Below are 23,068 nucleotides of genomic sequence, written 5' to 3'. Positions count from 1 at the left end.
TGCGAGTAGCGCGGCGGCGGTCTCCGCGCGCGAGGGGCGGGGGCTCGCGCGCGGAGGGGTGGCGTCAGGGGGTGTTGTCGGTGACGGTGACCGGCTCGTCGTTGTTGAGCTGCTGCACGAGCTGCTTGACCTTGGCCTGGTCCCACTGGAGGTTGCCGCCGACGCTGCCCGAGGTCGGCATGTTCAGCGACTTGCCCCCGTTGCTGGTGACGTCCTTCATCGCGAGGAACATCTGGGCCAGGTAGTACGGGTTCATGTCCTTGTCGACGATCAGGGTGTCCAGCCCGGCGCCCATGGCGGGGTAGAGCTTGAAGGGGTTCAGCAGCGTGCCGGGCGCCGCGGTCTGGGAGGCGAGGGCGGACAGGAACTTCTGCTGGTTCTTCGTGCGCTCCAGGTCACTGGCGGCGAACGCGTGCCGGCTGCGGACGAACGCGAGGGCCTGCTGCCCGTTCATCGTCTGCTCGCCCGCCTGGAAGTCGGCGCCGGCCTGCTTGTCCTTGAAGCCCTTGGAGAGGTCCATGTCGACGCCGCCGATGGCGTCCACGATGTTGGCGAAGCCGGAGAAGCCGACCTCGGCGTAGTGGTCGATGTGCAGGCCGGTGTTGGCCTCGACAGTGCGGACGAGCAGCTGCGGGCCGTCCATGGCGTACGCGGCGTTCAGCTTGGTGGCGCCCATGGGGCCCTTGATCTTCCCGGACTCGGAGCCGCGGAACTTCGGGATGGTCACGTTCGAGTCGCGCGGCAGGGATATGAGCGTCGGGCCGGAGGATCCGTCGTGCAGGATCATCATGGAGTCCGTGCGCTTGCCGTCGGCGGAGCCCGTGTGCAGGTCCTTCTTCTGCTGGTCGGACATGCCCTCGCGGCTGTCGGAGCCGACGATCAGGTAGTTGGTGCCGTCGCCCGCCTGGGGGCGGTCGATCACCTGGCTGAGGTCGACCTCCTTGCGGAGCTTGGAGTCGGCCCAGAAGTACGTGGCGACCGAAGCGACCAGCAGGACGACGACCAGGGTGACCAGGACGCGTTTCACCGTCCGGCCGCGGCGGCGGGGGCGTCGGTACGGTTCATCGTCGTAGCCGTCGTCGTAGTCGGACGGGACGCCGTACTGGGGCTGGACGCCGGGACCCCCACCCTGCGGCATCACACGCGTGGCGGGGTTCTGGTAACCATCGTTTCTGCTGTCGTATGGGCGCATGCCCGGCAGTCTGCATTACTCATGGGGAGTAAATGCAAGTCGATGAGAACAGCATCCTCATCAGGGCAAGAAAAATATCGCCGCATCGCCAGAGGCATCATCTCTGGGTTGCGGTGCGATTCCTTTTCGTGACTGCCCACGGAAGAAAGCAGCGTGATCTTCGCGCATCGCGAGCACGTCTGCGATCTTCCGTTCTTCCGCGTGTTCGGTGACCCTCCGGTGGTCATGTGATTACGCTGCCGGATTTGCCTCGAGGCAGCCTCATCGTCGTCAGCGCCGACCGGCCGGAAAGTGTTACCCGGGGGCTACGGGGGACTACGGGGCACCCCCGACGGGCGGGGGTTGCCCCAGCGGGCGCGAGGTCAGAGCCGCCGCACCCACGCCGCGGCTCCGTGGCCGATAGCGAGGTAAATCACCCCAGGCAGGGCGTAGTTGAAGAAGACGCGCACGCCTTCGGGCTCCATGGTGAAGATGTCCTGCGACCACCAGGCGAGCCAGTCCGCCACACCGTGCACGAAGTCGACAAAGACATTCGCCTCGTTGGCGTCGAGCAGGTACAGCAGGAGCCACAGCCCAAGGAAAACGGCGGCGATGTCCGCGAGGCTGTGAATGATCAAGGCTGTCCGATCCGCCCCGCGACCACTCGAATTGCCTGCTCGGCGTCGAGGGGCGGGAGGACCGGGATCTCCCTGGTAGGGAGCATTCGGGTCGTGCTGGTACGGAGAAGCGTTATCCGCTATGTGGCCATGGGGGTTGCTCATGGGCCTCTCCTTGCCGGGCCGAACCTGCCGAAACCGCCTTCACGCTCGTTTCACAACGATGTTTTCGTTGCGTTACCAATTCCGTTCACGGGATGGCGACCCGATTTTTCAACTTGGCTATTCCGCATTGGAGTTACCGGGGACAGGCCGGGCGGGCCGGACGGGACCGCGGCGTCGTCAGCGGGTGAAGCGTCCGGTTAAAGTGGGCGGGAGAACTTCATCCGCGTTCGGGCAGGGGAAGTCGGTGGAAGTCCGGCGCTGACCCGCAACCGTGAGCACGCGCCCCGGCGGGCCGTGCGAGCCGGAGCACCTGGGCGGGCGCGACGCAGGAGGCTCCCGCCGTCCGGGTGTCCGGCGGCGGCACCGTCGTGGGATGCGGAGCTGAGCCCGGTGCCACCGCGTGGGGGACGTGTTCCGTACGTGGGTGGGCTGCCGTGCGTGGCTGCGTCACGCCCCTGATCGAGAGGCACCCCAGCCATGAACGTACGCCGCAGCGTCGCGGCTCTGGCCATCTCCGCCGCCCTGTGCGCGACCGCCGCACCCGCCGCTCATGGCGACGACGGCAAGCGTCCGGAGGGGCTGTACGGCACGAAGGACCCCAAGTTCGACGGGGTGTGGCGGCAGTCCCTCGCGCTGCTCGCCCAGGACGCGGTGGGGGTGAAACCGGCCAAGTCGGCCGTCGACTGGCTCGCCGGGCAGCAGTGCGCGGACGGCGGCTTCGCCGCGTACCGGGCGGACACCGGCACGGCGTGCGATCCGAAGAAGGGCGAGTTCACGGACGCGACCTCGGCCGCGATACAGGCGCTGGCCGCGGTGGGCGGCCGGTCGGCGGCGGTGGAGAAGGGCGTCGGCTGGCTCAAGCGGAGCCAGAACGAGGACGGCGGCTGGGGCATGAACCCCGGCGGCACGAGCGACGCCAACTCCACCTCGGCCGCGGTCGGCGCGCTCGCCGCGACCGGTCTGGATCCGGTGGAGGTCGCGGCCGCGGCGAGCGGCAAGACCCCGTACGACGCGCTGCTCGGGCTTCAGCTGGGCTGTTCGGCGAAGGCGGGGCAGCGGGGGGCGTTCGCGTACACCTCCGGCAAGGGCGAGCCCGCCGCCAACGACCTGGCCACCGTGAGCGCGGCGCTGGCCACCCGGGGCTCGGGCTTCGCCTTCGACCCGGCCGGCAAGGACGACGGCAAGAGCCCCGAGCCGCTGGCGTGTGAGGGGAAGGGCGGCGCGGACCGTACGCCGGAGGACGCCTCCGAGGCCGCGCTCGCCTACCTCTCCACCACCATGTCCGGCAACGGCATGCACCTGAAGTCCGCGACGCCCGGCGCATCCAAGGACCAGCCGGACTTCGGCGCCACCGCCGACGCGGTCATGGCGCTCGCCGCGGGTGAGCACAGCGCGGCCGCGGCCAGGCCGCTGCAGTGGCTCCAGGGCAAGGACAGCGGCGCGGCGGCCTGGGCGAAGGGCGACCCGGGCGCGCTGGCCAAGCTGGTGCTCGCGGCGCACGCGGCCGGCGGGGACCCCCGGCACTTCGGCGACGCCGACCTCGTGGAGCAGCTCAACGCCACCGGCCCGAAGCCTGCCGAGGAGCAGGCTTCGGAGAAGGAGGGCAAGGAGGACAAGAAGGACGACGGCGGAACGGGCAGCGTCTGGTGGATCGTGGGAAGCTGCGCGGTGGCCGGTATGGGCATAGGTTTCCTGCTCAGCGGCCGTAAGAGGCAGCAGCTTTGATGGTCGGCCGCTCGGTGATCCGGCTGCTGCCCGTGGTGCTGCTCCCGCTCGTCGCCGTACTCGCCGGTGCCGCGCCCGCCCAGGCCGAGGGGTACCGCTACTGGTCGTTCTGGCAGCGGGGCGGCGACGGCGGCGGCTGGACGTACGCGGCGCAGGGCCCCTCCGCGGCCCGGCCCGGCGACGGCGACATGATCGGCTTCCGCTTCGCCGTCAGCGAGGACTCCCGCGACGCCGCCCGGCCGCGGGGCACGGCCCGCTTCGACGCGATCTGCGGCGCGGATTCGCCCGCCAAGCGCGGCACGAAGCGGATCGCGGTCGTCCTCGACTTCGGCACCGCGCAGGACGCGCCGGACGGCCGTACGCCGCCGAAGTCCCGTACCGCATGCGCGCGGGTGGGCGCGGACGCGACGGCCGGTGAGGCGCTTGCGGCGGTGGCGAAGCCGCTGCGCTACAACTCCTCCGCGTTGCTGTGCGCCATCGCGGCCTACCCGAAGTCGGGCTGCGGGGAGGCGGTGGCCGCGCAGAAGGACGATGACACGGGTGACGGAGGCCCCTCGGCCGGGCTGATCGGCGGCACGGCCGTCGTGCTCGCCCTCGGCGCCGCGGCGGTGTGGCAGACACGCCGCCGCCGGGCGTGACCGCGGTGGGCACGGGGGCGAACGGGCTGCCGCGCGAGACGGCCCTCGCCGCGCTGCGGGCGCGGGCAGCGGGCGGCCGTGCAGCGCGCCCCACCGGCGCGGGCAGCGTCCCGCTCCCGCACCACACCGACCGCGCCGACGCGCCACCGCCGGGCGTGAAAGCGGCAGGGGCGTGGGGCACCGAGACGGCGAGCGCCCTGTGGCGCCGCGCGGCGCGCCCCGTCGGCGCCGACAGCGCCCCGGCCCCGATCCGTACCGGCCGCCGTGGGGGCGGCCGCGTCATCCGGCATGGGGCCCCCACCCCGCGCCGCGGGGGCGCATTGCACGCCGGGGCGTGGTGGGTGTGGGCGCTGGGGCTGGGTACGGCCGCGTCCCGCACGACCAACCCCCTGCTGCTCGGGCTGATCGTCGCCGTCGCGGGCTATGTCGTGGCCGTGCGGCGCACCGACGCGCCGTGGGCGCGCTCGTACGGCGCGTTCCTGAGGCTCGGGCTGGTCGTGCTCGCGATCCGGCTCCTCTTCGCGTTGTTCTTCGGCTCGCCGATCCCCAGCACACGCGTGCTGTTCACGCTGCCCGAGGTGCCGCTGCCCGACTGGGCGCAGGGGGTGCGGATCGGGGGGCGGGTCACGGCCGAGGGGCTGGTGTTCGCGCTGTACGAGGGGCTGAAGCTGGCCACGCTGCTGGTGTGCGTCGGCGCGGCGAACGCGCTGGCCGGCCCGGCGCGGCTGCTCAAGTCGCTGCCGGGCGCGCTGTACGAGGCGGGGGTGGCGGTGGTCGTGGCGATGACCTTCGCTCCGCATCTGGTGGCCGACGTCAGGCGGCTGCGCGCGGCGCGGCGGCTGCGGGGCCGCCCCGACCGCGGGGTGAAGGCGCTGCTCCAGGTGGGGCTGCCGGTGCTGGAGGGCGCGTTGGAGCGGTCCGTGGCGCTGGCGGCGGCGATGGACGCGCGTGGTTACGGCCGCACCGCGCAGGTGCCGCCCGCCGTGCGCCGCACGACGGCCGCGCTGACGCTGGGCGGGCTGCTCGGGGTCTGCTGCGGTACGTACGGACTGCTGGCCTCGGAGGGTGCGGTGTACGGCTTGCCGCTGCTGCTGGCCGGGCTCGCCGCCGCGCTGGGCGGGCTGTGGCTGGGCGGGCGGCGGTCGGTCCGCAGCCGCTACCGGCCGGACCGCTGGGGCGTGCGGGCCTGGCTGGTGTCGGGGTCGGGGGTGGCGGTCGCGGCGCTGATGATCTGGGCCGCCTCGTACACACCGGAGTCCCTGAACCCGCCCGCCGTTCCGCTCACCGCACCGGACCTGCCGCTGTGGCCGGCGGCGGGCGTCCTGCTGGGCCTGCTCCCGGCAGTCGTCGCCCCGGCCCCACCCGTGTCGTACGAAACCGAGGAGGCCACGCAGTGATCCGCTTCGAGCAGGTGTCCGTCACCTACGACGGCGCCGCCCGGCCCGCCCTCCACGGGGTGGAACTCACCGTCCCGGAAGGCGAGCTGGCCCTGCTCGTCGGCCCCTCCGGAGTCGGCAAGTCGACACTTCTGGGCGCCGTCTCCGGGCTGGTGCCGCACTTCAGCGGGGGCACCCTGCGCGGCCGGGTCACGGTCGCGGGGCGGGACACCCGTACCCACAAGCCCCGCGAACTGGCCGATGTCGTCGGCACCGTGGGCCAGGACCCCCTCGCGCACTTCGTCACCGACACCGTCGAGGACGAACTCGCCTACGGGATGGAGTCGCTGGGCCTGCCGCCCGACACGATGCGCCGCCGCGTCGAGGAGACCCTCGACCTCCTCGGCCTCGCCGAGCTGCGCGACCGGCCCATCGCGACCCTCTCCGGCGGGCAGCGGCAGCGGGTCGCGATCGGGTCGGTGCTCACCCCGCACCCCCGGGTGCTGGTCCTGGACGAGCCCACCTCGGCGCTCGACCCCGCCGCCGCGGAAGAGGTGCTGGCCGTGTTGCAGCGGCTGGTGCACGACCTGGGCACGACCGTGCTGATGGCCGAACACCGGCTGGAGCGGGTGGTGCAGTACGCGGACCAGGTGATCCTGCTGCCCGCCCCCGGCGCGGCCCCGGTCGTCGGCGAACCGGCCGAGATCATGCCGGTCTCGCCCGTACAGCCGCCGGTCGTGGCGCTGGGCGGCCTCGCGGGGTGGACGGCCCCCGTCCCCCTGTCCGTACGGGACGCCCGCCGCAGGGCGGGGGCGCTGCGGGAGCGGCTGGCGCCGCTCACACCGCCCGCACCGCTGCCGCGCGAAGCGCCGGGCGGAGCACCGGCCGGCCACGCCGAGCGGCTCTCCGTACGGCACGGGCGCGTCGAGGCGCTGCGCGACGTCAGCCTGTCGGTGCGGCCCGGTGAGACGGTGGCGCTGATGGGCCGCAACGGGGCCGGGAAGTCGACGCTCCTCGCCGCGTTCGTCGGGATGCACGAACCGGCCGCCGGAACCCTGCGCGTCGGGGCGGAACCCCTCGTACCGCACCGCACCCGCCCCGCCGAACTCCTGCGCCACGTAGGGCTCGTACCGCAGGAGCCGCGCGACCTGCTGTACGCGGACACCGTGGCGGCCGAGTGCGCGGCCGCCGACGTGGACGCGGGGGCTGCGCCCGGCACCTGCCGGGCGCTGGTCGGCAACCTGCTGCCCGAGGTGGCGGACGACACCCATCCGCGCGATCTGTCCGAGGGGCAGCGGCTCGCCCTCGCGCTGTCCGTCATCCTCACCGCCCGCCCGCCGCTCCTGCTGCTGGACGAGCCGACGCGCGGACTGGACTACGCGGCGAAGGCACGGCTGACGCGGGTGCTGCGCGGGCTGGCGGCGGACGGCCACGCCATCGTGCTGGCCACGCACGACGTGGAGCTGGCGGCCGAACTCGCCCACCGGGTCGTCATCCTGGCCGACGGCGAGGTGGTCGCGGACGGGCCGACGGCGGAGGTCGTCATGTCCTCCCCCGCCTTCGCCCCGCAGGTCGCGAAGATCCTCGCGCCGCTGCCGTGGCTGACCGTGCCGCAGGTGCGCGAGGCGCTGGAGGGGGCGCGATGACGTCTCAGGTTTTCCGGGTACGGGCCGTCCGGCTCGGGCCGCGCTCGGTCGTCGCCCTCGCCCTCGTCTCCGCGGTCGGCGTCGCCGCCTTCGCCTGGCCGCTCCTCGCGCCCGCCCACTCCGGCGTCGCCGCCCACGCCGCCGACGCGCCCTGGCTGTTCGCCGCGCTGCTGCCGCTGCTGCTCGCCGTGGTCGTGGCGACGATCGCCGACACCGGTCTTGACGCGAAGGCCATCGCGATGATCGGGGTGCTGGCGGCCTCGGGCGCGGCGCTGCGGCCGCTGGGCGCGGGCACGGCGGGCATCGAGCCGATGTTCTTCCTGATGGTGATCTCGGGGCGGGTGCTCGGCCCCGGGTTCGGATTCGTGCTCGGCGCGGTGACGATGTTCGCGTCGGCGCTGCTCACGGGCGGCGTCGGGCCCTGGATGCCGTACCAGATGCTGGCGATGGGGTGGGTCGCGCTGGGCGCGGGGCTGCTGCCCGGCGGCGGGCGGCTGCGCGGCCGCCGCGAGGTGGCGCTGCTCGCGGGGTACGGGGCCGTCGCGTCCGTGGCGTACGGGACGGCCATGAACCTCCAGGGCTGGACGCTGATGCAGGGGATGTCCTCGGGGATCGCTTACGTGCCGGGCGATCCGGTCGGCGCGAACCTGGCCCGCTTCGTCGCGTACTGCCTGGCGACCTCGCTCGGCTGGGACCTGCCGCGCGCGGTGGTGACGGTGGTGCTGACCCTCACCCTCGGCGGGCCGATCCTGCGGGCGCTGCGGCGCGCCACGCGCCGGGCGGCGTTCGAGGCGCCGGTGACGTTCGAGCGCAGCTGACGTACAACGAGGCGGGCCCGGTGCGCCGTGTGACGCACCGGGCCCGCCCTCACATGCCCTTACTGGTGGAAGATCCTCGCGTCCCACTGCGCGACCCACCTGCCGTCACCGAACTGGAGATTGGCCGTGCACTTGTAGGTGTCACCATCACAGTTCAGGGCCGTCACCGGTACGGGCGCGGCCTCGCCCCGCGGCGCCTTCATCGCCTGCGCTCCCCCCTGGTGGAAGATCCGCGCGTCCCACTGCGCGAACCACCTGCCGTCGCCGAAGCGCAGCCCGGCCGTGCACTTGTAGGTGTCACCGTCACAGTTGAGGGTCGTCACCGGGACCGGCGCCCGCACCGACGTGGCGGCCTGGGTGGACGCCGCCCGGGCCGCGCTCTGGTGGAACACGTTCGCGCTCCAGTCCGCGAACCACCTGCCGTCACCGAACCGCAGCCCGGCCGTGCACTTGTAGGTGTCACCATCGCAGTTGAGGGTGGTCACGGGGACGGGCGCGGCACTGGCGGCCGGGGCGACCGCGGCCTGTGCCATGAACAGGGCTCCGAGCCCCAGGAACGTACCGGTGAGCATTCGGCGAGCTGACATGTCGTCGCTTCCCTTCGACTCCGACCGCATGACGTGCCGCATCATGTCGCCCACCGGTCGAGCATCGCTCGAAGCGCCGAAGCCCGAAGCGCGCCGAAACGCTCCGTATCGCTACAGCCGCTGAATGATCGTCCCCGTCGCCAGCGCCCCGCCCGCGCACATCGTGATCAGCGCGAACTCCTTGTCCGCCCGCTCCAGTTCGTGCAGCGCCGTGGTGATCAGCCGCGCTCCCGTGGCCCCCACCGGGTGGCCGAGCGCGATGGCGCCGCCGTTGACGTTCACCTTTTCCAGATCCTGTTCGAAGACCCGCGCCCAGGACAGCACGACCGACGCGAACGCCTCGTTGATCTCGATCACGTCGATGTCCTTGAGCGTCATCCCGGCCTTCCCCAGCACCGCCCGTGTCGCGTCGATCGGACCGTCGAGGTGGTAGTGCGGATCGGTGCCGACCAGGGCCTGGGCCACGATCCGGGCACGGGGCCGCAGCTTCAGCGCGCGGGCCATCCGCTTGGACGCCCACAGCACCGCGCACGCGCCGTCCGAGATCTGGGAGGAGTTGCCCGCCGTGTGCACGGCGGTCGGCATGATGGGCTTGAGCCCGCCGAGCGCCTCCATGCTGGTGTCGCGCAGCCCCTCGTCCCGGTCGACGGCCCGCCACATGCCCTCTCCGGCCGCCTGCTCCTCCTCGGTGGTGGGCACCTGCACCGCGAAGATCTCGCGCTTGAAGCGCTCCTCGGCCCAGGCCCGCGCCGCGCGCTCCTGGGAGAAAAGGCCGAGGGTGTCGACGTGCTCCCGGGTGATCCCGCGCCGCCGGGCGATCCGCTCGGCGGCCTCGAACTGGTTGGGGAGGTCGACGTTCCACTCGTCGGGGAACGGCTTGCCAGGACCGTGCTTGGAGCCGCTGCCGAGCGGCACCCGCGACATGGCCTCGACGCCACAGCCGATGCCGACGTCGATGACGCCGGTGGCGACCATCGTGGCCACCATGTGGTTGGCCTGCTGGGAGGACCCGCACTGGCAGTCCACGGTCGTCGCCGCCGTCTCGTACGGAAGGCCCACGGCCAGCCAGGCGTTGCGCGCGGGGTTCATGGACTGCTCTCCCGCGTGGGTGACCGTGCCGCCGACAATCTGCTCGACGCAGTCGGGCTGGATGCCGGTGCGGGCGAGGAGTTCGCGGTAGGTTTCCCCGAGGAGGTACGCGGGATGGAGATTGGCGAGCGCCCCTCCGCGCTTTCCGATGGGGGTGCGTACGGCTTCGACGATGACGGGTTCCGCGGCCATGACTCGTCCTCTTCTCCATCGCGTCCGCGGGGCTCCCGGCAGCGCGCCCGCGTCAGAACTAGTACGCGTTCTAGTTCTTCGCTCAGTCTGCTGAGCCCCGCCCTGACGGCGCAAGGGTTGTGCACAGGGCGAGTTGAGGCGTCCGCCTCAAGAAGGCCCGGCATGGACCTTGCTAGTTATAGAACCCGTTACTACCTTCTGAACACTTTCTGATAGGCCGTCAGATCTGGAGTGGCCGATGCCCTGTCCAGCGCTCCCCGAAGGCTTCGACTTCACCGACCCCGACCTCCATCAGCACCGGGTGCCACTCCCCGAGTTCGCCCAGCTGCGGCAGACGGCCCCCGTGTCATGGATCCCGCAGCGGCACGGCGTGGCCGGTTTCGACGACGACGGCTACTGGGCCGTCACCCGGAACGCCGACGTCAAGGAGGTCTCGACCCGGCCCGAGATCTTCTCCTCGCACCGCAACACCGCGATCATCCGCTTCAACGAGCACATCCAGCGCGACCAGATCGAGGTCCAGAAGCTGATCATGCTCAACATGGACCCGCCCGAACACACCCGGGTCCGCCAGATCGTCCAGCGGGGTTTCACCCCGCGCGCGATCCGCTCCCTGGAGGACGCCGTCCACGACCGCGCCGTACGCATCGTGGCCGAAGCCAAGGAGAACGGCACCGGCGACTTCGTCACCGACATCGCCTGCGAACTCCCCCTCCAGGCCATCGCCGAGCTGATCGGCATCCCCCAGCAGGACCGGTCCAAGATCTTCGACTGGTCCAACAAGATGGTCGCGTACGACGACCCGGAGCTGGCCATCACCGAGGAGATCGGCGCCGAGTCGGCCATGGAGCTGATCTCGTACGCCATGAACCTGGCCTCCGACCGCAAGCAGTGCCCCGCCAAGGACATCGTCAGCGCCCTGGTCGCCGCCGAGGACCAGGGCAACCTGGGCTCCGACGAGTTCGGCTTCTTCGTCCTGCTGCTGGCCGTCGCGGGCAACGAGACCACCCGCAACGCCATCAGCCACGGCATGCACGCCTTCCTCACCCACCCCGAGCAGTGGGAGCTGTTCAAGCGCGAGCGCCCCGCCACCGCCGCCGACGAGATCGTCCGGTGGGCCACCCCCGTGATGTCCTTCCAGCGCACCGCCACCCAGGACACCGCCCTCGGCGGACAGTCCATCCGGGCGGGCGAGCGGGTCGGCGTGTTCTACTCCTCCGCCAACAACGACCCCGAGGTCTTCGACCGCCCCGAGGTCTTCGACATCACCCGCGACCCCAACCCCCACCTCGGCTTCGGCGGCGGCGGACCGCACTTCTGCCTCGGCAAGAGCCTCGCCGAACTGGAGATCCGGCTGATCTTCAACGCCATCGCGGACACCCTCCCCGGCATCCGCCTCACCGGCGCCCCGCGGCGGCTGCGGTCGGCCTGGCTGAACGGGATCAAGGAGCTGCGGGTGAGCTACGCATAGCCGTCACCGCCCGCGCTACTTGAACGGGACGTTGATGCAGGCCACCCGGTTCCCCGCCATACCCGCGTGCCCCATGTTCGTGGCCGTGGCATGCTCGTGGATCACCACCGAGCGCGCCTCACCGGGCCTGAAGTGCCACTTCACCAGGGACTTGGCACGGGCATCCCCACTGCTGTTGGTGGTGGTGCCGAGCCACATCTCATTGCGCGGGTTGGCGTACTTGGGATTCGTGGAGGGCTGCTTCGGGTCCTTCACGTCCTGGTAGTGCGGGCCGGACGAATCGGGCTTGGTGCCACACGACCTGGTGTGCACGTGTATCCCGAAGTGGTGGTTCGGTGCGACCCCGCGCAGGGCCAGGAAGACGAACGTGCCGCGCGGCGGCATCCCGTGCTTCCAGTGCTCCCCGTGCATCCCGTGCTCGTGCATCTCGCCGTGCCACTTCCCCGGAAGCCGCAGCTCCGCCACGAGCACCACGGCGGACGTGGGCACGAGCTTCTTGTCGTACGTCACCGCGCCACTGGTGCCGTGGGCCTCCGAAGCGGGCCGGAACTTCTCCAGGACGAACGCCGTGGGATTCGGCGAATGGTCCTCGGTCGTGGCGCTCGGCGCGGCGACCGCGGGCGAGATGACGGCCATCGATGCGGCCAGCGCTGCGGCGGCCGCCGTTACCAGGGACATCCTCAGATCCCTCCTCGGTCGGGACCCCCGAGTCTTCCTGGCGTTTGTACCGCTTTTCCCCACGCTAGACCGGTGCACCGGACCCTTCAACGCGAGGCATCGGCCCGTTCCGCGGCCTCCGTCGGATGGGGGATCCCCGCCACCTCGGACGTTGCACCCGGCTCCCCGGCGCGTGTCCTCCGTACCAGCGCCCGGACGCGCTCCCGTACGCCCCGGGCGCCCGCCGACAGCATCTCGGTGACCGGGCCGTTCGGCTCCTCCGCGGGCTTCCGGCCGACCCCGAGCAGCACGTACTGCAGACCGAATCCGGCCGCGACGACGGCCGCGCCGCCGACCGCGTCCAGCACATAGTGGTTCGCCGTGCCGACGATCACCGCGACCGTGAGCAGCGGGTACAGCATGCCGAGGATCTTCATCCAGAGGTACGGCGCCACCAGTGCGATGACCACCCCGCACCACAGGGACCAGCCGACGTGCAGCGACGGCATGGCCGCGTACTGGTTGGAGAGCTTGGTGAGCGCGCCGAAGTCCGGGTTGTTCAGGTCCTGCGGGCCGTGCGCGGTGTCGACGTACCCGAGGCCCATCAGCCGCGGCGGGGCCAGCGGGTAGAGCCAGAAGCCGACCAGCGCGAGCATCGTGCCGAAGGCGAGCGGGGTGCGGGCCCAGCGGTAGGTCGCGGGGCGGCGCAGATAGAGCCAGCCCAGCAGGGACAGCGGGACGAGGAAGTGGAAGGTGCTGTAGTACCAGTTCATGCCGTCCCTCAGCCACGGGGTGTCCGCGACCAGCCGGTTGAACCAGTGCTCGATGTCGATGTGCAGGAAGCTCTCGAGGGACAGCACCTGGTGGCCGTGGCCCTCGGCGACGCTGCGCTCGTCGGGCGCGTGGGCCCGGATCCACGAGTACGCGAAGTAGCCGACGCGGATGAACATCAGCTCCAGCAGCAGGTTCGGCCGGGACAGCGGCCGCCGTACGAAGCGCAGCAGCGGCACCCAGGCGGAGCGGCCCCGGTGCGACTCCTGAACGGGTGTCGGCTCCGGGCTGTCCCACCGCGGGGAGGTCCGGGAGACGAACGGCACCAGGCAGGCGGCGGCGAGCGCGGCCAGCAGCGGCGCGTTGTAGCCGATGTGTCCGGCGATCTTGAGGTCCGGCAGCAGCGCGGTACGGCTCAGCGTCATCACCAGCACCACCAGCACCGGCCACACCAGCCGGTCGGCGGCCCGGCGGCCCACCCGGCCGACGACCGCGAGCAGGATCCACAGCTGCTGGTACTGCCAGGAGGTGGGCGAGACCGCCAGCGCCACGCACCCGGTGATCGCCGCGGCCAGCAGCAACTGCCCGTCCCGCGCGTACCGCACCGCCCGCCGCAGGCCGACGACCGCGACCGCCACCGCCAGGACCGCGAGCAGCGCCAGCTCGACCGGGCCCTCAAGACCGATGCGCAGCAGCAGCCCGTGCAGCGACTGGTTGGCCAGGCTGTCGGCGGGCTCGCCGAGCCCGGCGCCGCCGAGGTGGTGGACCCAGTACGACCCGGAGTCGCGCGGCATGACCGCCCAGGCCAGCGCGGTGCACGTGGTGAACGTCGCGCCCGCCAGCGCCGCCGAGCGCCGCCGCCCCAGCAGCCACAGGACGACGCCGAACAGCAGCAGCGCGGGCTGGAGGGCGGCGGCCACGCCGATGAGAACGCCTGCCTGCCGGCCGGAGGTGCGGGGCAGCACGGTGAGCACGACCAGCAGCACCGGGATGATGCTGGTCTGGCCGAGGGTGAAGGTGTTACGGACCGGAAGGGACAGCGTCAGCAGGCACAGCGCCAGCGGCGCGGCCAGCAGCGAGGTACGGCGGGAGACCGGCCCCGGCAGGGCGCGCGCGGCGGTCAGCCCGAGGACGACGACCAGCAGCAGGGTGCCGAACGTCCAGGCGACGCCCAGGCTCTGCTCGGCGGCCCGGGTCAGCGGCTTGAGCACAAGACCGGAGAACGGGGTGCCGGTGAACGCGTCCCCGTCGTACAGCGAACCGCCCACATGGAGGACACCCTGCTCGCCGATCCAGGTCTCCAGATCGGTCAGCCGCTCGTCCGGGGGCAGCCGCAGCACCGCCGCCGCCTGCCGGACGGCGAGCAGGCCGGCCAGCAGCCAGAGGGCGCCGAGCACCATCATCGTCCGTGACGTCCGTGCCCCGAAGGCACCGGAACCCGCCCCCGCACCCGGGGTACTCCGCAGCCCGCTTCGCTCCGCGTTCGACACGCCCTGCCGCTCCCCCACTCGCCCTCTTCACCTGTTCGGAATGTTGGAGACCCTACTGAGCCCATTACTCAGACGCTCCACATCCCCTCTTCACCTGACAGTCGTCCATGGTTGGCCGAAAGCTGTCAGACTTTGGCGGGAGTGCGTCTGTACGGACGGACTCGGTACGGTCCGGCCCAATTTCATCAGGGCTGTGGGGTGCGCCGCGAATCGGGACCCGCCGCATGCTGAAACGTCCCCGGGGTGATTCCGAAACACCGTACGAACCAGCGGTGGAAGTGACTCTGGTCGGCGAACCCCGCCGCGGCCGCCGCCTCCGCCGCCGTACAGCCCGCCAGCAGCAGTCCGCGCGCCTGGCGCAGCCTCAGCTGCCGCTGGAAGTCGCTCGGCGCCATCCCGTACTCCGCCCGGAACGCCCGGTACAGGGCGAACCGGCTGCACCCCGCCGCCTCCGCCAGCCGCTCCGCCGAGATCTCCGTCCCGTACTCCTCCTCCAGCAGCGCCCGCGCCCGCCGCGCGGCCCACGCCTGCTCGCTCCCCCCGGCCGACAGCGCCCTGGCCCGCACCGGGCGGGTCGCGCTGCGCCGCACCATCGCGCCGACGGCCGCGGTCAGCCGCTCGTCGCGGACGAGCGGACCGGCGCCGCCGATCAGGGCGGTGTGCAGCCGTAACAGGGCGCGCCCCAGCACCGGGTCGTCCAGCACGGGCTGGTCGAACAGCGGCAGCGGCACCTCCCCGTCCGCGCTGCCCCGCACGTCCGCGAGGACATCCCGCACCACGTCGAGCCCCATGTGCGTGATGCGGTACTTGTAGCCCAGTTCGGCGGCCGCTTCCCCGTCATGCGGATCGTCCGGGTTGAACACCATCACCATCCCCGCCCCGCTGGTGCGCAGCGCGCCCCGGCAGCGGAAGCGCTGCGCGCCGATCTCGGTGACGGCGAAGGAATAGGTGTCGTGGCTGTGCGGATGAAAACGATGGCTGAAGAAGTGCGCGTGCATGGCCTCGACGGACCGCTCCGGGTCACGCCAGTACCGAGCCCAGTCGCCCGGCCCCCCGCCAACCTCCGTGCCTCCCACACCCATCACCCCATTCTGCCGTCTCGCACCAGCGTTCAATACGGGGCCTCACCGCCCGCGCGAAGGTGACGGCATGCGATTCGACACCAAGATCGCCGTCATCGTCCGGGACGACCTCGCCGACTGGCAGAAGCTGAACGTGACGGCCTTCCTCTCCAGCGGACTCTCCCACGCCACCGACGACATCGTCGGCAAACCGTACGAAGACGCCTCGGGAAACACGTACCTCCCGATGTTCCGCGAACCGGTCCTCGTCTACGCCGCCGACGCCCCCGGCCTCTTCCGCACCCACACCCGCGCCCTCACCCGCGGCCTCCCGACGGCCCTCTACACCGAGGAACTGTTCGGCACCGACAACGAGGACGACAACCGCGCCACGGTCCGCACCGTGGAGGCCCCCGACCTCAACCTGGTCGGCCTCGCCCTCTACGGCCCGCGCACCCAGGTGGACAAGGTGACCAGGGGCCTGCGGCCGCACCGCTGAACGGCACCTGGCCCGACCGGCGCGGACCACGCCCGTCCCGAGTTAGGGCGGGGCGCTCCGCGCGGTCGGCTAGGTGTGGATCATCCGCTGTTCACGATCGCCCCTGGTCGGCCGACAGCTCCCCTCGGCCAACAGCGAAGGCACTGGCACGGTGGCCACACCGACGATTCCATCGGCATCAGCGGCCCGGCCAGCGTGACCACGCGCATCGGCCCGTACGTACGCCCGCCGTCCCGTGACACACGCATGGTCATCCTGGCGCGGCGCTTCACCGGGCCTCGCCCTTGTGCGTGTCCCCGTCGTGGTGCCGCTGTAGTTCCACCGCACAGTCCGTCGCCCGGCTATGGTTCCCGAGACGGCGCCACGCTGCCTGCTGGCGACGTAACGCCGCGCACACGTCGCACTCATCGCTGGGCGGGCTGTCCGGGGTCTGAGGTACCGGCTTAGGGTCGAGCATGCTGGCGCTCCTGTTCGGCGTCGGCCATGCCCCCGGACGTGTGGCGCGTCGCGGGGGTCCTCATAGGCCGAGCCTGACGGCTCTCAGGCCGCGGCTACAGTGAACGCATTACCCAGTTTCAGCATGCTATGAGGCGATACCCAGGAACTCGGCAAGCGCCCGCAGTCCCGGGGGGCGCGACGGTCCGTTCCGAAGATCGGTGACGATGGCCACGGCGAGCGTGTGGTGCCGCATCCACGCGGGTGCATGTCGCTTCAGAGACTCAAGCGCCTTCACGGCACCTTCGGCGTTGCCCAAGTCGGTGTGCGCACGGGCCACATCCAGCAGCAGCCAGGTGCGCCACGACGGCGGCGTGTCCTTCGACAGACGCATTCCGCGCGCGAGGGCCAGGGCCTCGTTCGGCCGTTCGTGCTGGACCGCCAAGCGGACGCGTTCGATCCGAACGGATGACTTGCTGAAGACGCTCAGCAGTTTGCCGTCTTCGGGCGTCGGCATCTTGGCCAGCCAACCCGCGGCCTTCTCCGCCGTCACCATCATGTCGTTCGCACGCGCGTAGTCCCCACTCCGCGCGTGGCTGGTAGCCGCCGACATCAAGAGGCCGCCCCACACCCGAAGCCCCTCGGGCGTGCTTCTGTGCTCCTGCTCGACCCCGTCAGCTGCATGGACGGCCAGGTACTTGGCGTCATCCAAGCGCGCCTGGCGCTGATAGGCCCAGGCGACGGAGTTGGAGATCATAGGAGCAAGTAACGGGTCCGACGAGGCGTCAGCGGCCGCTATGGCGCGCTCCAGCGCGGACAGCGCGAGGTCCGTCTTCCCCATACGGATGGCCAGATGACCGCCGAGTTGCAGCGCCTTGCCGAGCACCGCCTGACCGACTGCCCGCTGATCGGTGTCCCCGACCGTGGCCGCGAAGCGGGCGTCCGTGATCAGCCCTGGAAGTACGTTCAGCAACTTGTCGAACTCCGCCGCATGGTAAAGCGTCCACCCGCCCGCCACGTCGCGCCGAATCCGCTCCAGGGAAAGTGTCTCCAGGTCGCCGGGCGGGGCCGGCGGGGCGAACAGGGGCGGCATGATGGCGCGCCGTACGGCCACCATCTGAGGCGAGTCGGATTCCCCTGTGGACGGCGCACCCGGCGGGTCCCCCAAGAGGCTCGTCAGTTCGACACCAAGGCCTGCGGCGAGCGCGTGCATGGTCGGCAGCGTGACCGAACTCTGCGGCTTCTGCTCCAGCCGCCGGACGGTGTCGACGGAAGCACCGGACCGCTCGGCCAGGCCCTCCTGTGTCAGCTCGGCCATCTGGCGCAGGCGCTTGACACGGTCCCCCAGAAACTCCGTTGCCATGCGTCCACGCTACTCCGGGCATGCGCACGGATACCCGACGAAAGGGCTCACGGCACGCGGATGAGTACCGGTCACCGTCCGCCGCAGCGGCTAGGGCAGGATGGCCCCATGAGCATCGTGAAGATCAATGTGCTGACCGTTCCCGAGGAGCAGCGCGAGGTGCTGGAGAAGCGCTTCGCCTCCCGCGCCGGGACCGTGGAGAACTCCGACGGCTTCGAGTGGTTTGAACTGCTCCGTCCCATCGAAGGGACTGACACCTACCTCGTCTACACGAGGTGGCGCAGCGAAGAAGACTTCCAGGCCTGGATGGAAGGTCCGATGAAGGCCGCCCATCAGCGAGGCGGCGAGGACGCCCCGCAGCAGAAGCCCGCCGCGTCCGGCTCCACCCTGTGGTCCTTCGAGGTCGTCCAGCAGACCGGACCCAAGCAGGGCTGAGCACGGGCCCGCCCACGTGGCGAGCCCTCTGCGACTCTGCCAGAGGGCTCGCGGTGCCGTGTTTTCACGCGTCGTCGTAGGCACCGTCCGCGAGACACCCGCAGCGTCATCATCGCGCGGCGCCTCACCGGTCTGCGCCCCTGTGACGCGGGCCCGCGTGGTGCCGCTGGAGTACGACAACGCAATCCACCGCCTTGGAACAGTCCCCGACGGCGTTCCAGTGCGCTTGCTGTCGCAGGAGATCACGGCATACGTCGCACTGCACGGGTGATTGACTGAGTGTTCTTGTGGCACCTCCTCACTCGGCGGCCACCGTCGCCTGCCACGCGCCCGGGCGTTTGCCTGTGGCTTTGTGGAAGAACACCGAGAAGTTGGATGCGTCGGGGAAGCCGAGTATGTCGGCACAGCGGGCGGCGGTGAGGCGGTCGTGTGCGAGGAGCCGTTTGGCTTCCAGGGTGATCCGTTCGACGATGTACGCCTTCGCGGTGCGGCCGGTGGCCTGCTGCACCGCTCGCGAGAGGGTGCGGGGTGCGTAACCCAGCGCACGGGCGTAGTAGCCGGCGTCGTGGTGTTGCCGGAAGTGCGCTTCGACGCTGGAGCGGAACAACCGGAACACCGGATGTGTGAGCCGTGCTTCGGCGTGCGGTGGGTGCAGCCGGGTGATGAGCGCGGAGAGCAGGATTTCGGGCAGCTCCGTCGAGGAGTCACTGGGTGGAACGGATGCTTCGAGGAGGAGATGGCTGCGCGCCGTGTCGACGAAGGGCCAGTCGGCGTCGGGGATGCTCCAGTGCGCGGCCAGGTCCGGGGAGGCGACGAGTTCTCGGGTGTTGTGGGTGACCGGCGCGGTCGGCACGAACAGCACGAGGTGCCCTGCCACTTCGGCGATGTCGTCCCACCGGTGCACCGCGCCGGGTGGAATCCACACCGCGGATCGATCTTGGAGCGGGTGGAGGTGGAAATCGACCGTGACTGAGCCGGGTCCGGCGTCGATGACGGCAAGGACGTGGAAGTCGGCGCGCTGCGTGCTGCCGTCGTTCAGCTCGCGAAGGCGGCCGAACGTCATCGTCTCGACCGAGGCGGCGCGGCGTCCTGCGGGCTGGTAGGTCATCTGCCGGATCACGCTCACGTGTCCAGTTTTCACCATCGGGCGACCAGTCGCGCCGATGCCCCGTCCGGGTGCGGAAGTTTCACTGAATACACAGGGCAATCGCCTAGGGCATCGATCGGAAGAGCCATCATGAACACGACGCAGCAGACGCTTCTGCCCGCTTACGACCATCGGCCGGGGACCGGGCCGACTCTGGTGTTCCTGCACTATTGGGGTGGTTCTGCCCGCACCTGGGACCTCGTCGTCGACCGCCTGGCGGGCCGTGACGTGCTCACGGTCGACTTCCGCGGGTGGAGCCGGTCGAGCGCTCTGCCCGGTCCCTATACGCTCGGTCAGCTCGCCGACGACACGCTCGCCGTGCTCGCGGATGCGGGGGTCACCGACTACGTCCTGGTGGGGCATTCGATGGGGGGTAAGGTCGCACAGCTGGTCGCGGCCACCCGGCCCGTCGGCCTGCGCGGCGTCGTTCTCGTCGGCTCCGGCCCGGCGAAGCCCGCCGCACAGGTCACTCCCGAGTACCAGGAAGCCCTGTCGCACGCCTACGACTCCGCCGAGTCCGTGGCCGGGGCACGGGATCACGTCCTCACCGCGACCGAGCTGCCCGCTCCGGTCAAGGCGCAGCTCGTGACCGATTCGCGGACCGTCACCGACGCCGCCCGCACCGAGTGGCCGCTGCGCGGCATCGCGCAGGACATCACCGAGCACACGCTTATGGTCAGCGTGCCCGCTCTCGTCGTCGCCGGGGAACACGACCAGGTGGAGCCCGTCGGCGTGCTCCGCGACAACCTGGTGCCCTACCTCTCCCAAGCCGACTTCGTGGTGGTCCCCCACACCGGTCACCTGATCCCGCTGGAAGCCCCGGCCGACCTCGTCGACGCCATCACCGCATTCGCGCCGGCAGCCTGACCGTCCCCGCGGCCCGACGACGGGCTGTGCCCCTGATCACCCGCCCACGGGGGCCGGGGCAGGCCCTGCCGCCTTGCACCGCACCCGACAGATCTGCTTGTACACCGACCGCACAGCGGCCGGCACCGCATCGTGGACGACCTGTTCCCCGAGCCAGCCGCCCGGGCCCGGGCAACGCGGTGAGAGGCGCCCGTCACGCACCAGTCGCCCCCCGTCCCACCTGTTCGTCACGCTGACGGCCCCCGGCTTCGGCTCCGTGCACCGCATCACCGATGGCGGCTCCCCCTGCCGTCCCCGGCGGGGTGATCCACTATGCGCGCACGGCACCCCCCTGGGCTGCTCCCTCAGTAGCGCAGCGCCCGGACGCTCACTCCCGCCTTGTCGGCGACCTCGCCGATGCGCGCCGGGCCTCTTCTGTCCAGGCAGTCCGCCCGACTTGCACCTGACGTCTACGTCAGGTTCTAGCGTCGTGGACGTCGGCACTCGCCGAACGTTCACCCCCTGGAAAGGCAGAACGCCATGCGCGCAGTCCGCTATCACGAGTACGGCGGTGTGGAGACCCTCGTGGTCGAGCAGGTGCCGGACCCGCGTCCCGGGCCCGGCGAGATCCGCATCCGCGTCGCGGCGGCCGGCGTCAATCCCATCGACTGGAAGGTGCGTTCCGGTGCGGTGCGCGAGGTACTCCCCGTGGACCTGCCCGCGATTCCCGGGCGTGATGCCGTCGGCGTGGTCGACGAGACCGGTGCGGGCGTGCAGGGGGTGACCATCGGCGACCGCGTCTTCGGGCTGGGCGGCGTCACCGGCGCGACAGCGGAGCTGGCCGTGCTCTCGGCCTGGGCCCACGCGCCCACCACATGGACCGACGAGGAGGCCGCCGGCGCCGGTCTGGCCTCCGTGACCGCGATGGGCGGGCTGAAGGCGCTCGGTCCCCTGCGGGGGCGCACCCTTCTCATCGAGGGCGCCGCCGGAGGCGTGGGCAGTGCCGCGGTCGAGATCGCGGTGGCTCGGGGCGCCACCGTGATCGGGACGGCCAGTGAGCGCAACCACGAGTTCCTCACCTCTCTCGGAGCCGTTCCCACCACCTACGGCCCCGGCCTCGCGGAGCGCCTCGCCACCCTGGCTCCGGACGGAGTCGACATCGCGCTCGACACCGCGGCCTCCGGATCGCTGGCTGATCTCATCGCGATCGTGGGCGACCCTGCGCGCGTGTCGACGATCGCCGACTACACCAACGCGCAGCGCCTGGGTGTGCGTCTGGTCAGCGCGGAGAACGACCCCACGCTCCTCGCCGAAGCGGGCGAACTCGGCCGGCAAGGCCGCTACACACCGCGCATCGAGCGGACCTACCCGCTCGAACGGATCGCGGAAGCGCACGCATACGCCGAGCGCGGACACACGCGGGGGAAGATCGCGGTCTGCGTCTGAGCAGGAGATGAGGGCGAGGGCGGGTCGTCAGCGAGGCTCGGTGTGGTCATCGGGCACCGTTGCCGGGCCGTAGTCCGGCAACGCGATGTCCCCGGCCTTGGCGAATTGCGCGGCGAGCAGGTTCCGCATCGGCCAGCGGGTCATCGACCGCATCGAGAGGTCACGCAGGCGGATGCCGAGCCGGCCCGAGGGCGGGTAGCCGGAGACGCCGCCCGGCGGCAGTTCCTGGGCCTGGTCGCGAGTGGATGCTCGCCGCCCTGCACGCGCGGGGTCTCGACCTCTCGACCGCCTTCACCGCACATCTCATGCTGCTCAACTACGCCCGTGGCATCGCCGTCAACCTGGAGACGGAACGGGAAGCGGAGGCGCTCAGCGGCCTCGACAGCGAGGAGTGGATGGACACCCAGGAGCCGGCCCTCCAAGGGATCCTGGCCACCGGCCGGTTCCCGATACTGTCCCGCCTCGCCACGGATGGTTACGACCTCGACCTCGACGAACTCTACGACTTCGGCCTCCAACGCCTCCTCGACGGCCTCGCCGCACTCCTGGGCAAGGGGCAGTCCCCCTCCGGGCCGGCTGTTCGCCCCCTGTCCTGAACTCATCGGTGGGGGTCAGGGCCCTGGTGCCGCGGAACGGGGGGTTCATCTAGGGTCGGCTTGTGTACGGGAGTGTCAGCGAGAAGCCGGTGCCCGCCCGCGGGGACGGACAGCGCATTCTGGTCGTGGACGACGAGTCCAGGATTGCCGAACTGCTCTCGACCACCCTGGAGCTGGCCGGTTATCAGGTCGGCACCGCGGCCACCGGGGGTGAGGCGCTGGACCGGGTGGGGCGGGAGCGGCCGGATCTGGTGATTCTGGATGTGATGCTGCCCGATCTGGACGGGTTCACCGTGTGCCGGCGGCTGGTGGCCGCCGATGAGGACCATCCGCCCGTTCTCTTCCTCACCGCCCGCGACTCGCTGGATTCGCTGGTCACGGGGCTCGGCATCGGTGCGAACGACTACGTCACCAAGCCGTTCCGGATCGCCGAGGTGCTGGCCCGGGTGCAGGTGCTGCTGCGCGGGAGGAAGCGGCGAGGTGCGCGGGAGGAGGCGCCGCCGCGGTACGCGGATCTGGTGCTGGACGATACGACCCGGCAGGCCCGGCGGGGCCGCCGGGCGCTGGACCTCACGCCCGCCGAGTACCGGCTGTTGCGCTATCTGCTGGTGAACGCCGGGCGGGTGGTGTCCAAGGAGCAGATCGGCGAGCACCTGTGGTTCAAGGACCACCGGAGCTACGGGGACAACGCGATCGAGAAGCTGGTCTCCCGGCTGCGGCACAAGGTCGACGAGGAGGACCCGGCGCTGATCCATACCCGTCGTGGCTTCGGCTATTGGCTCGGTCGGGTCGCCGCCGTATGAGCCGCCGTATGAGCCGCCGTATGA

Annotated in this window: 21 protein-coding genes and 1 riboswitch; of the genes, 12 read left to right on the top strand and 9 right to left on the bottom strand. The window is 71.2% G+C overall.

Annotated elements, in window-relative coordinates; genetic code table 11:
• Positions 1–64 precede the first annotated feature (64 nt).
• Complete coding sequence (locus ACH4SI_RS34200) at positions 65–1,192, bottom strand: LCP family protein (RefSeq protein WP_398302678.1); 1,128 nt, start codon at positions 1,190–1,192, stop codon at positions 65–67.
• Positions 1,193–1,554: 362 nt separating this feature from the next.
• Positions 1,555–1,809 carry a hypothetical protein gene (locus ACH4SI_RS34195; RefSeq protein WP_398302676.1) on the bottom strand — a complete coding sequence of 85 codons (255 nt, stop codon included), beginning with the start codon at positions 1,807–1,809 and terminating at the stop codon, positions 1,555–1,557.
• 377 nt (positions 1,810–2,186) lie between these two features.
• Positions 2,187–2,265: riboswitch (cobalamin riboswitch) on the top strand.
• Between the two features lie 165 nt (positions 2,266–2,430).
• Between ACH4SI_RS34195 and ACH4SI_RS34190 the strand changes: the two genes are divergently transcribed.
• From ACH4SI_RS34190 to ACH4SI_RS34170, 5 genes are all read left to right on the top strand, one after another.
• Positions 2,431–3,678 (top strand): prenyltransferase/squalene oxidase repeat-containing protein, encoded by a 1,248-nt coding sequence (locus tag ACH4SI_RS34190; RefSeq protein ID WP_398302674.1) that lies wholly within the window; start codon positions 2,431–2,433, stop codon positions 3,676–3,678.
• Complete coding sequence (locus tag ACH4SI_RS34185; RefSeq protein ID WP_398302672.1) at positions 3,678–4,316, top strand: SCO2322 family protein; 639 nt, start codon at positions 3,678–3,680, stop codon at positions 4,314–4,316. Before ACH4SI_RS34190 ends, ACH4SI_RS34185 begins: the two co-directional genes overlap by 1 nt.
• A gap of 281 nt (positions 4,317–4,597) precedes the next feature.
• Entirely contained in the window at positions 4,598–5,713 is a 1,116-nt protein-coding gene (locus ACH4SI_RS34180; RefSeq protein ID WP_398302703.1) for a CbiQ family ECF transporter T component, read from the top strand.
• A complete protein-coding gene (locus ACH4SI_RS34175) occupies positions 5,710–7,338 on the top strand; it encodes an ABC transporter ATP-binding protein (RefSeq protein ID WP_398302670.1) in 1,629 nt (542 codons plus the stop codon). The genes ACH4SI_RS34180 and ACH4SI_RS34175 overlap by 4 nt, the downstream gene beginning before the upstream one ends.
• Positions 7,335–8,156, top strand: coding sequence for an ECF transporter S component (locus ACH4SI_RS34170; RefSeq protein ID WP_398302668.1), 822 nt, complete (start codon positions 7,335–7,337; stop codon positions 8,154–8,156). The genes ACH4SI_RS34175 and ACH4SI_RS34170 overlap by 4 nt, the downstream gene beginning before the upstream one ends.
• Positions 8,157–8,215: 59 nt before the next feature.
• Here the strand turns inward: ACH4SI_RS34170 and ACH4SI_RS34165 are convergent, their stop codons facing one another.
• Both ACH4SI_RS34165 and ACH4SI_RS34160 read right to left on the bottom strand, forming a co-directional pair.
• On the bottom strand, positions 8,216–8,743 hold the full coding sequence (locus tag ACH4SI_RS34165) for a hypothetical protein (RefSeq protein ID WP_398302666.1): 528 nt from the start codon (positions 8,741–8,743) through the stop codon (positions 8,216–8,218).
• A gap of 111 nt (positions 8,744–8,854) precedes the next feature.
• Positions 8,855–10,024, bottom strand: coding sequence for a steroid 3-ketoacyl-CoA thiolase (locus tag ACH4SI_RS34160; RefSeq protein WP_398302664.1), 1,170 nt, complete (start codon positions 10,022–10,024; stop codon positions 8,855–8,857).
• Between the two features lie 238 nt (positions 10,025–10,262).
• Here ACH4SI_RS34160 and ACH4SI_RS34155 point away from each other — a divergent pair, with 238 nt between their 5' ends.
• On the top strand, positions 10,263–11,495 hold the full coding sequence (locus tag ACH4SI_RS34155) for a cytochrome P450 (protein ID WP_398302662.1): 1,233 nt from the start codon (positions 10,263–10,265) through the stop codon (positions 11,493–11,495).
• A 15-nt stretch (positions 11,496–11,510) separates the two neighbouring features.
• On the opposite strand, the gene ACH4SI_RS34150 is transcribed toward ACH4SI_RS34155, so the two are convergent.
• From ACH4SI_RS34150 to ACH4SI_RS34140, 3 genes are all read right to left on the bottom strand, one after another.
• On the bottom strand, positions 11,511–12,173 hold the full coding sequence (locus tag ACH4SI_RS34150; protein WP_398302660.1) for a superoxide dismutase family protein: 663 nt from the start codon (positions 12,171–12,173) through the stop codon (positions 11,511–11,513).
• Between the two features lie 86 nt (positions 12,174–12,259).
• Complete coding sequence (locus ACH4SI_RS34145) at positions 12,260–14,323, bottom strand: bifunctional glycosyltransferase 87/phosphatase PAP2 family protein (RefSeq protein WP_398302701.1); 2,064 nt, start codon at positions 14,321–14,323, stop codon at positions 12,260–12,262.
• Between the two features lie 275 nt (positions 14,324–14,598).
• A complete protein-coding gene (locus tag ACH4SI_RS34140; protein ID WP_398302659.1) occupies positions 14,599–15,495 on the bottom strand; it encodes an AraC family transcriptional regulator in 897 nt (298 codons plus the stop codon).
• Between the two features lie 67 nt (positions 15,496–15,562).
• On the opposite strand from ACH4SI_RS34140, the gene ACH4SI_RS34135 reads away from it, so the two are divergent.
• Positions 15,563–15,973, top strand: coding sequence for a DUF2000 family protein (locus ACH4SI_RS34135; RefSeq protein ID WP_398302658.1), 411 nt, complete (start codon positions 15,563–15,565; stop codon positions 15,971–15,973).
• Positions 15,974–16,556: 583 nt separating this feature from the next.
• On the opposite strand, the gene ACH4SI_RS34130 is transcribed toward ACH4SI_RS34135, so the two are convergent.
• Positions 16,557–17,771, bottom strand: a complete 1,215-nt coding sequence (locus tag ACH4SI_RS34130; RefSeq protein ID WP_398302657.1) for a helix-turn-helix domain-containing protein — start codon at positions 17,769–17,771, stop codon at positions 16,557–16,559.
• A gap of 108 nt (positions 17,772–17,879) precedes the next feature.
• Between ACH4SI_RS34130 and ACH4SI_RS34125 the strand changes: the two genes are divergently transcribed.
• Positions 17,880–18,206 carry an antibiotic biosynthesis monooxygenase family protein gene (locus ACH4SI_RS34125; protein ID WP_398302655.1) on the top strand — a complete coding sequence of 109 codons (327 nt, stop codon included), beginning with the start codon at positions 17,880–17,882 and terminating at the stop codon, positions 18,204–18,206.
• A gap of 298 nt (positions 18,207–18,504) precedes the next feature.
• Here the strand turns inward: ACH4SI_RS34125 and ACH4SI_RS34120 are convergent, their stop codons facing one another.
• Positions 18,505–19,332, bottom strand: coding sequence for a helix-turn-helix domain-containing protein (locus ACH4SI_RS34120; protein ID WP_398302653.1), 828 nt, complete (start codon positions 19,330–19,332; stop codon positions 18,505–18,507).
• Positions 19,333–19,443: 111 nt separating this feature from the next.
• Here ACH4SI_RS34120 and ACH4SI_RS34115 point away from each other — a divergent pair, with 111 nt between their 5' ends.
• From ACH4SI_RS34115 to ACH4SI_RS34100, 4 genes are all read left to right on the top strand, one after another.
• Positions 19,444–20,220 carry an alpha/beta fold hydrolase gene (locus ACH4SI_RS34115; protein ID WP_398302651.1) on the top strand — a complete coding sequence of 259 codons (777 nt, stop codon included), beginning with the start codon at positions 19,444–19,446 and terminating at the stop codon, positions 20,218–20,220.
• A 519-nt stretch (positions 20,221–20,739) separates the two neighbouring features.
• Positions 20,740–21,645, top strand: a complete 906-nt coding sequence (locus ACH4SI_RS34110) for an NADP-dependent oxidoreductase (RefSeq protein WP_398302649.1) — start codon at positions 20,740–20,742, stop codon at positions 21,643–21,645.
• Positions 21,646–21,890: 245 nt separating this feature from the next.
• Positions 21,891–22,241, top strand: a complete 351-nt coding sequence (locus tag ACH4SI_RS34105) for a TetR/AcrR family transcriptional regulator C-terminal domain-containing protein (RefSeq protein ID WP_398302647.1) — start codon at positions 21,891–21,893, stop codon at positions 22,239–22,241.
• A 62-nt stretch (positions 22,242–22,303) separates the two neighbouring features.
• Positions 22,304–23,044, top strand: a complete 741-nt coding sequence (locus ACH4SI_RS34100; protein ID WP_398302645.1) for a response regulator transcription factor — start codon at positions 22,304–22,306, stop codon at positions 23,042–23,044.
• Positions 23,045–23,068: the final 24 nt, after the last annotated feature.

Source organism: Streptomyces sp. NPDC021212, assembly GCF_044332925.1.
Taxonomy (GTDB): Bacteria; Actinomycetota; Actinomycetes; order Streptomycetales; family Streptomycetaceae; genus Streptomyces.
This window is presented reverse-complemented; position numbering and strand designations above follow the sequence as displayed.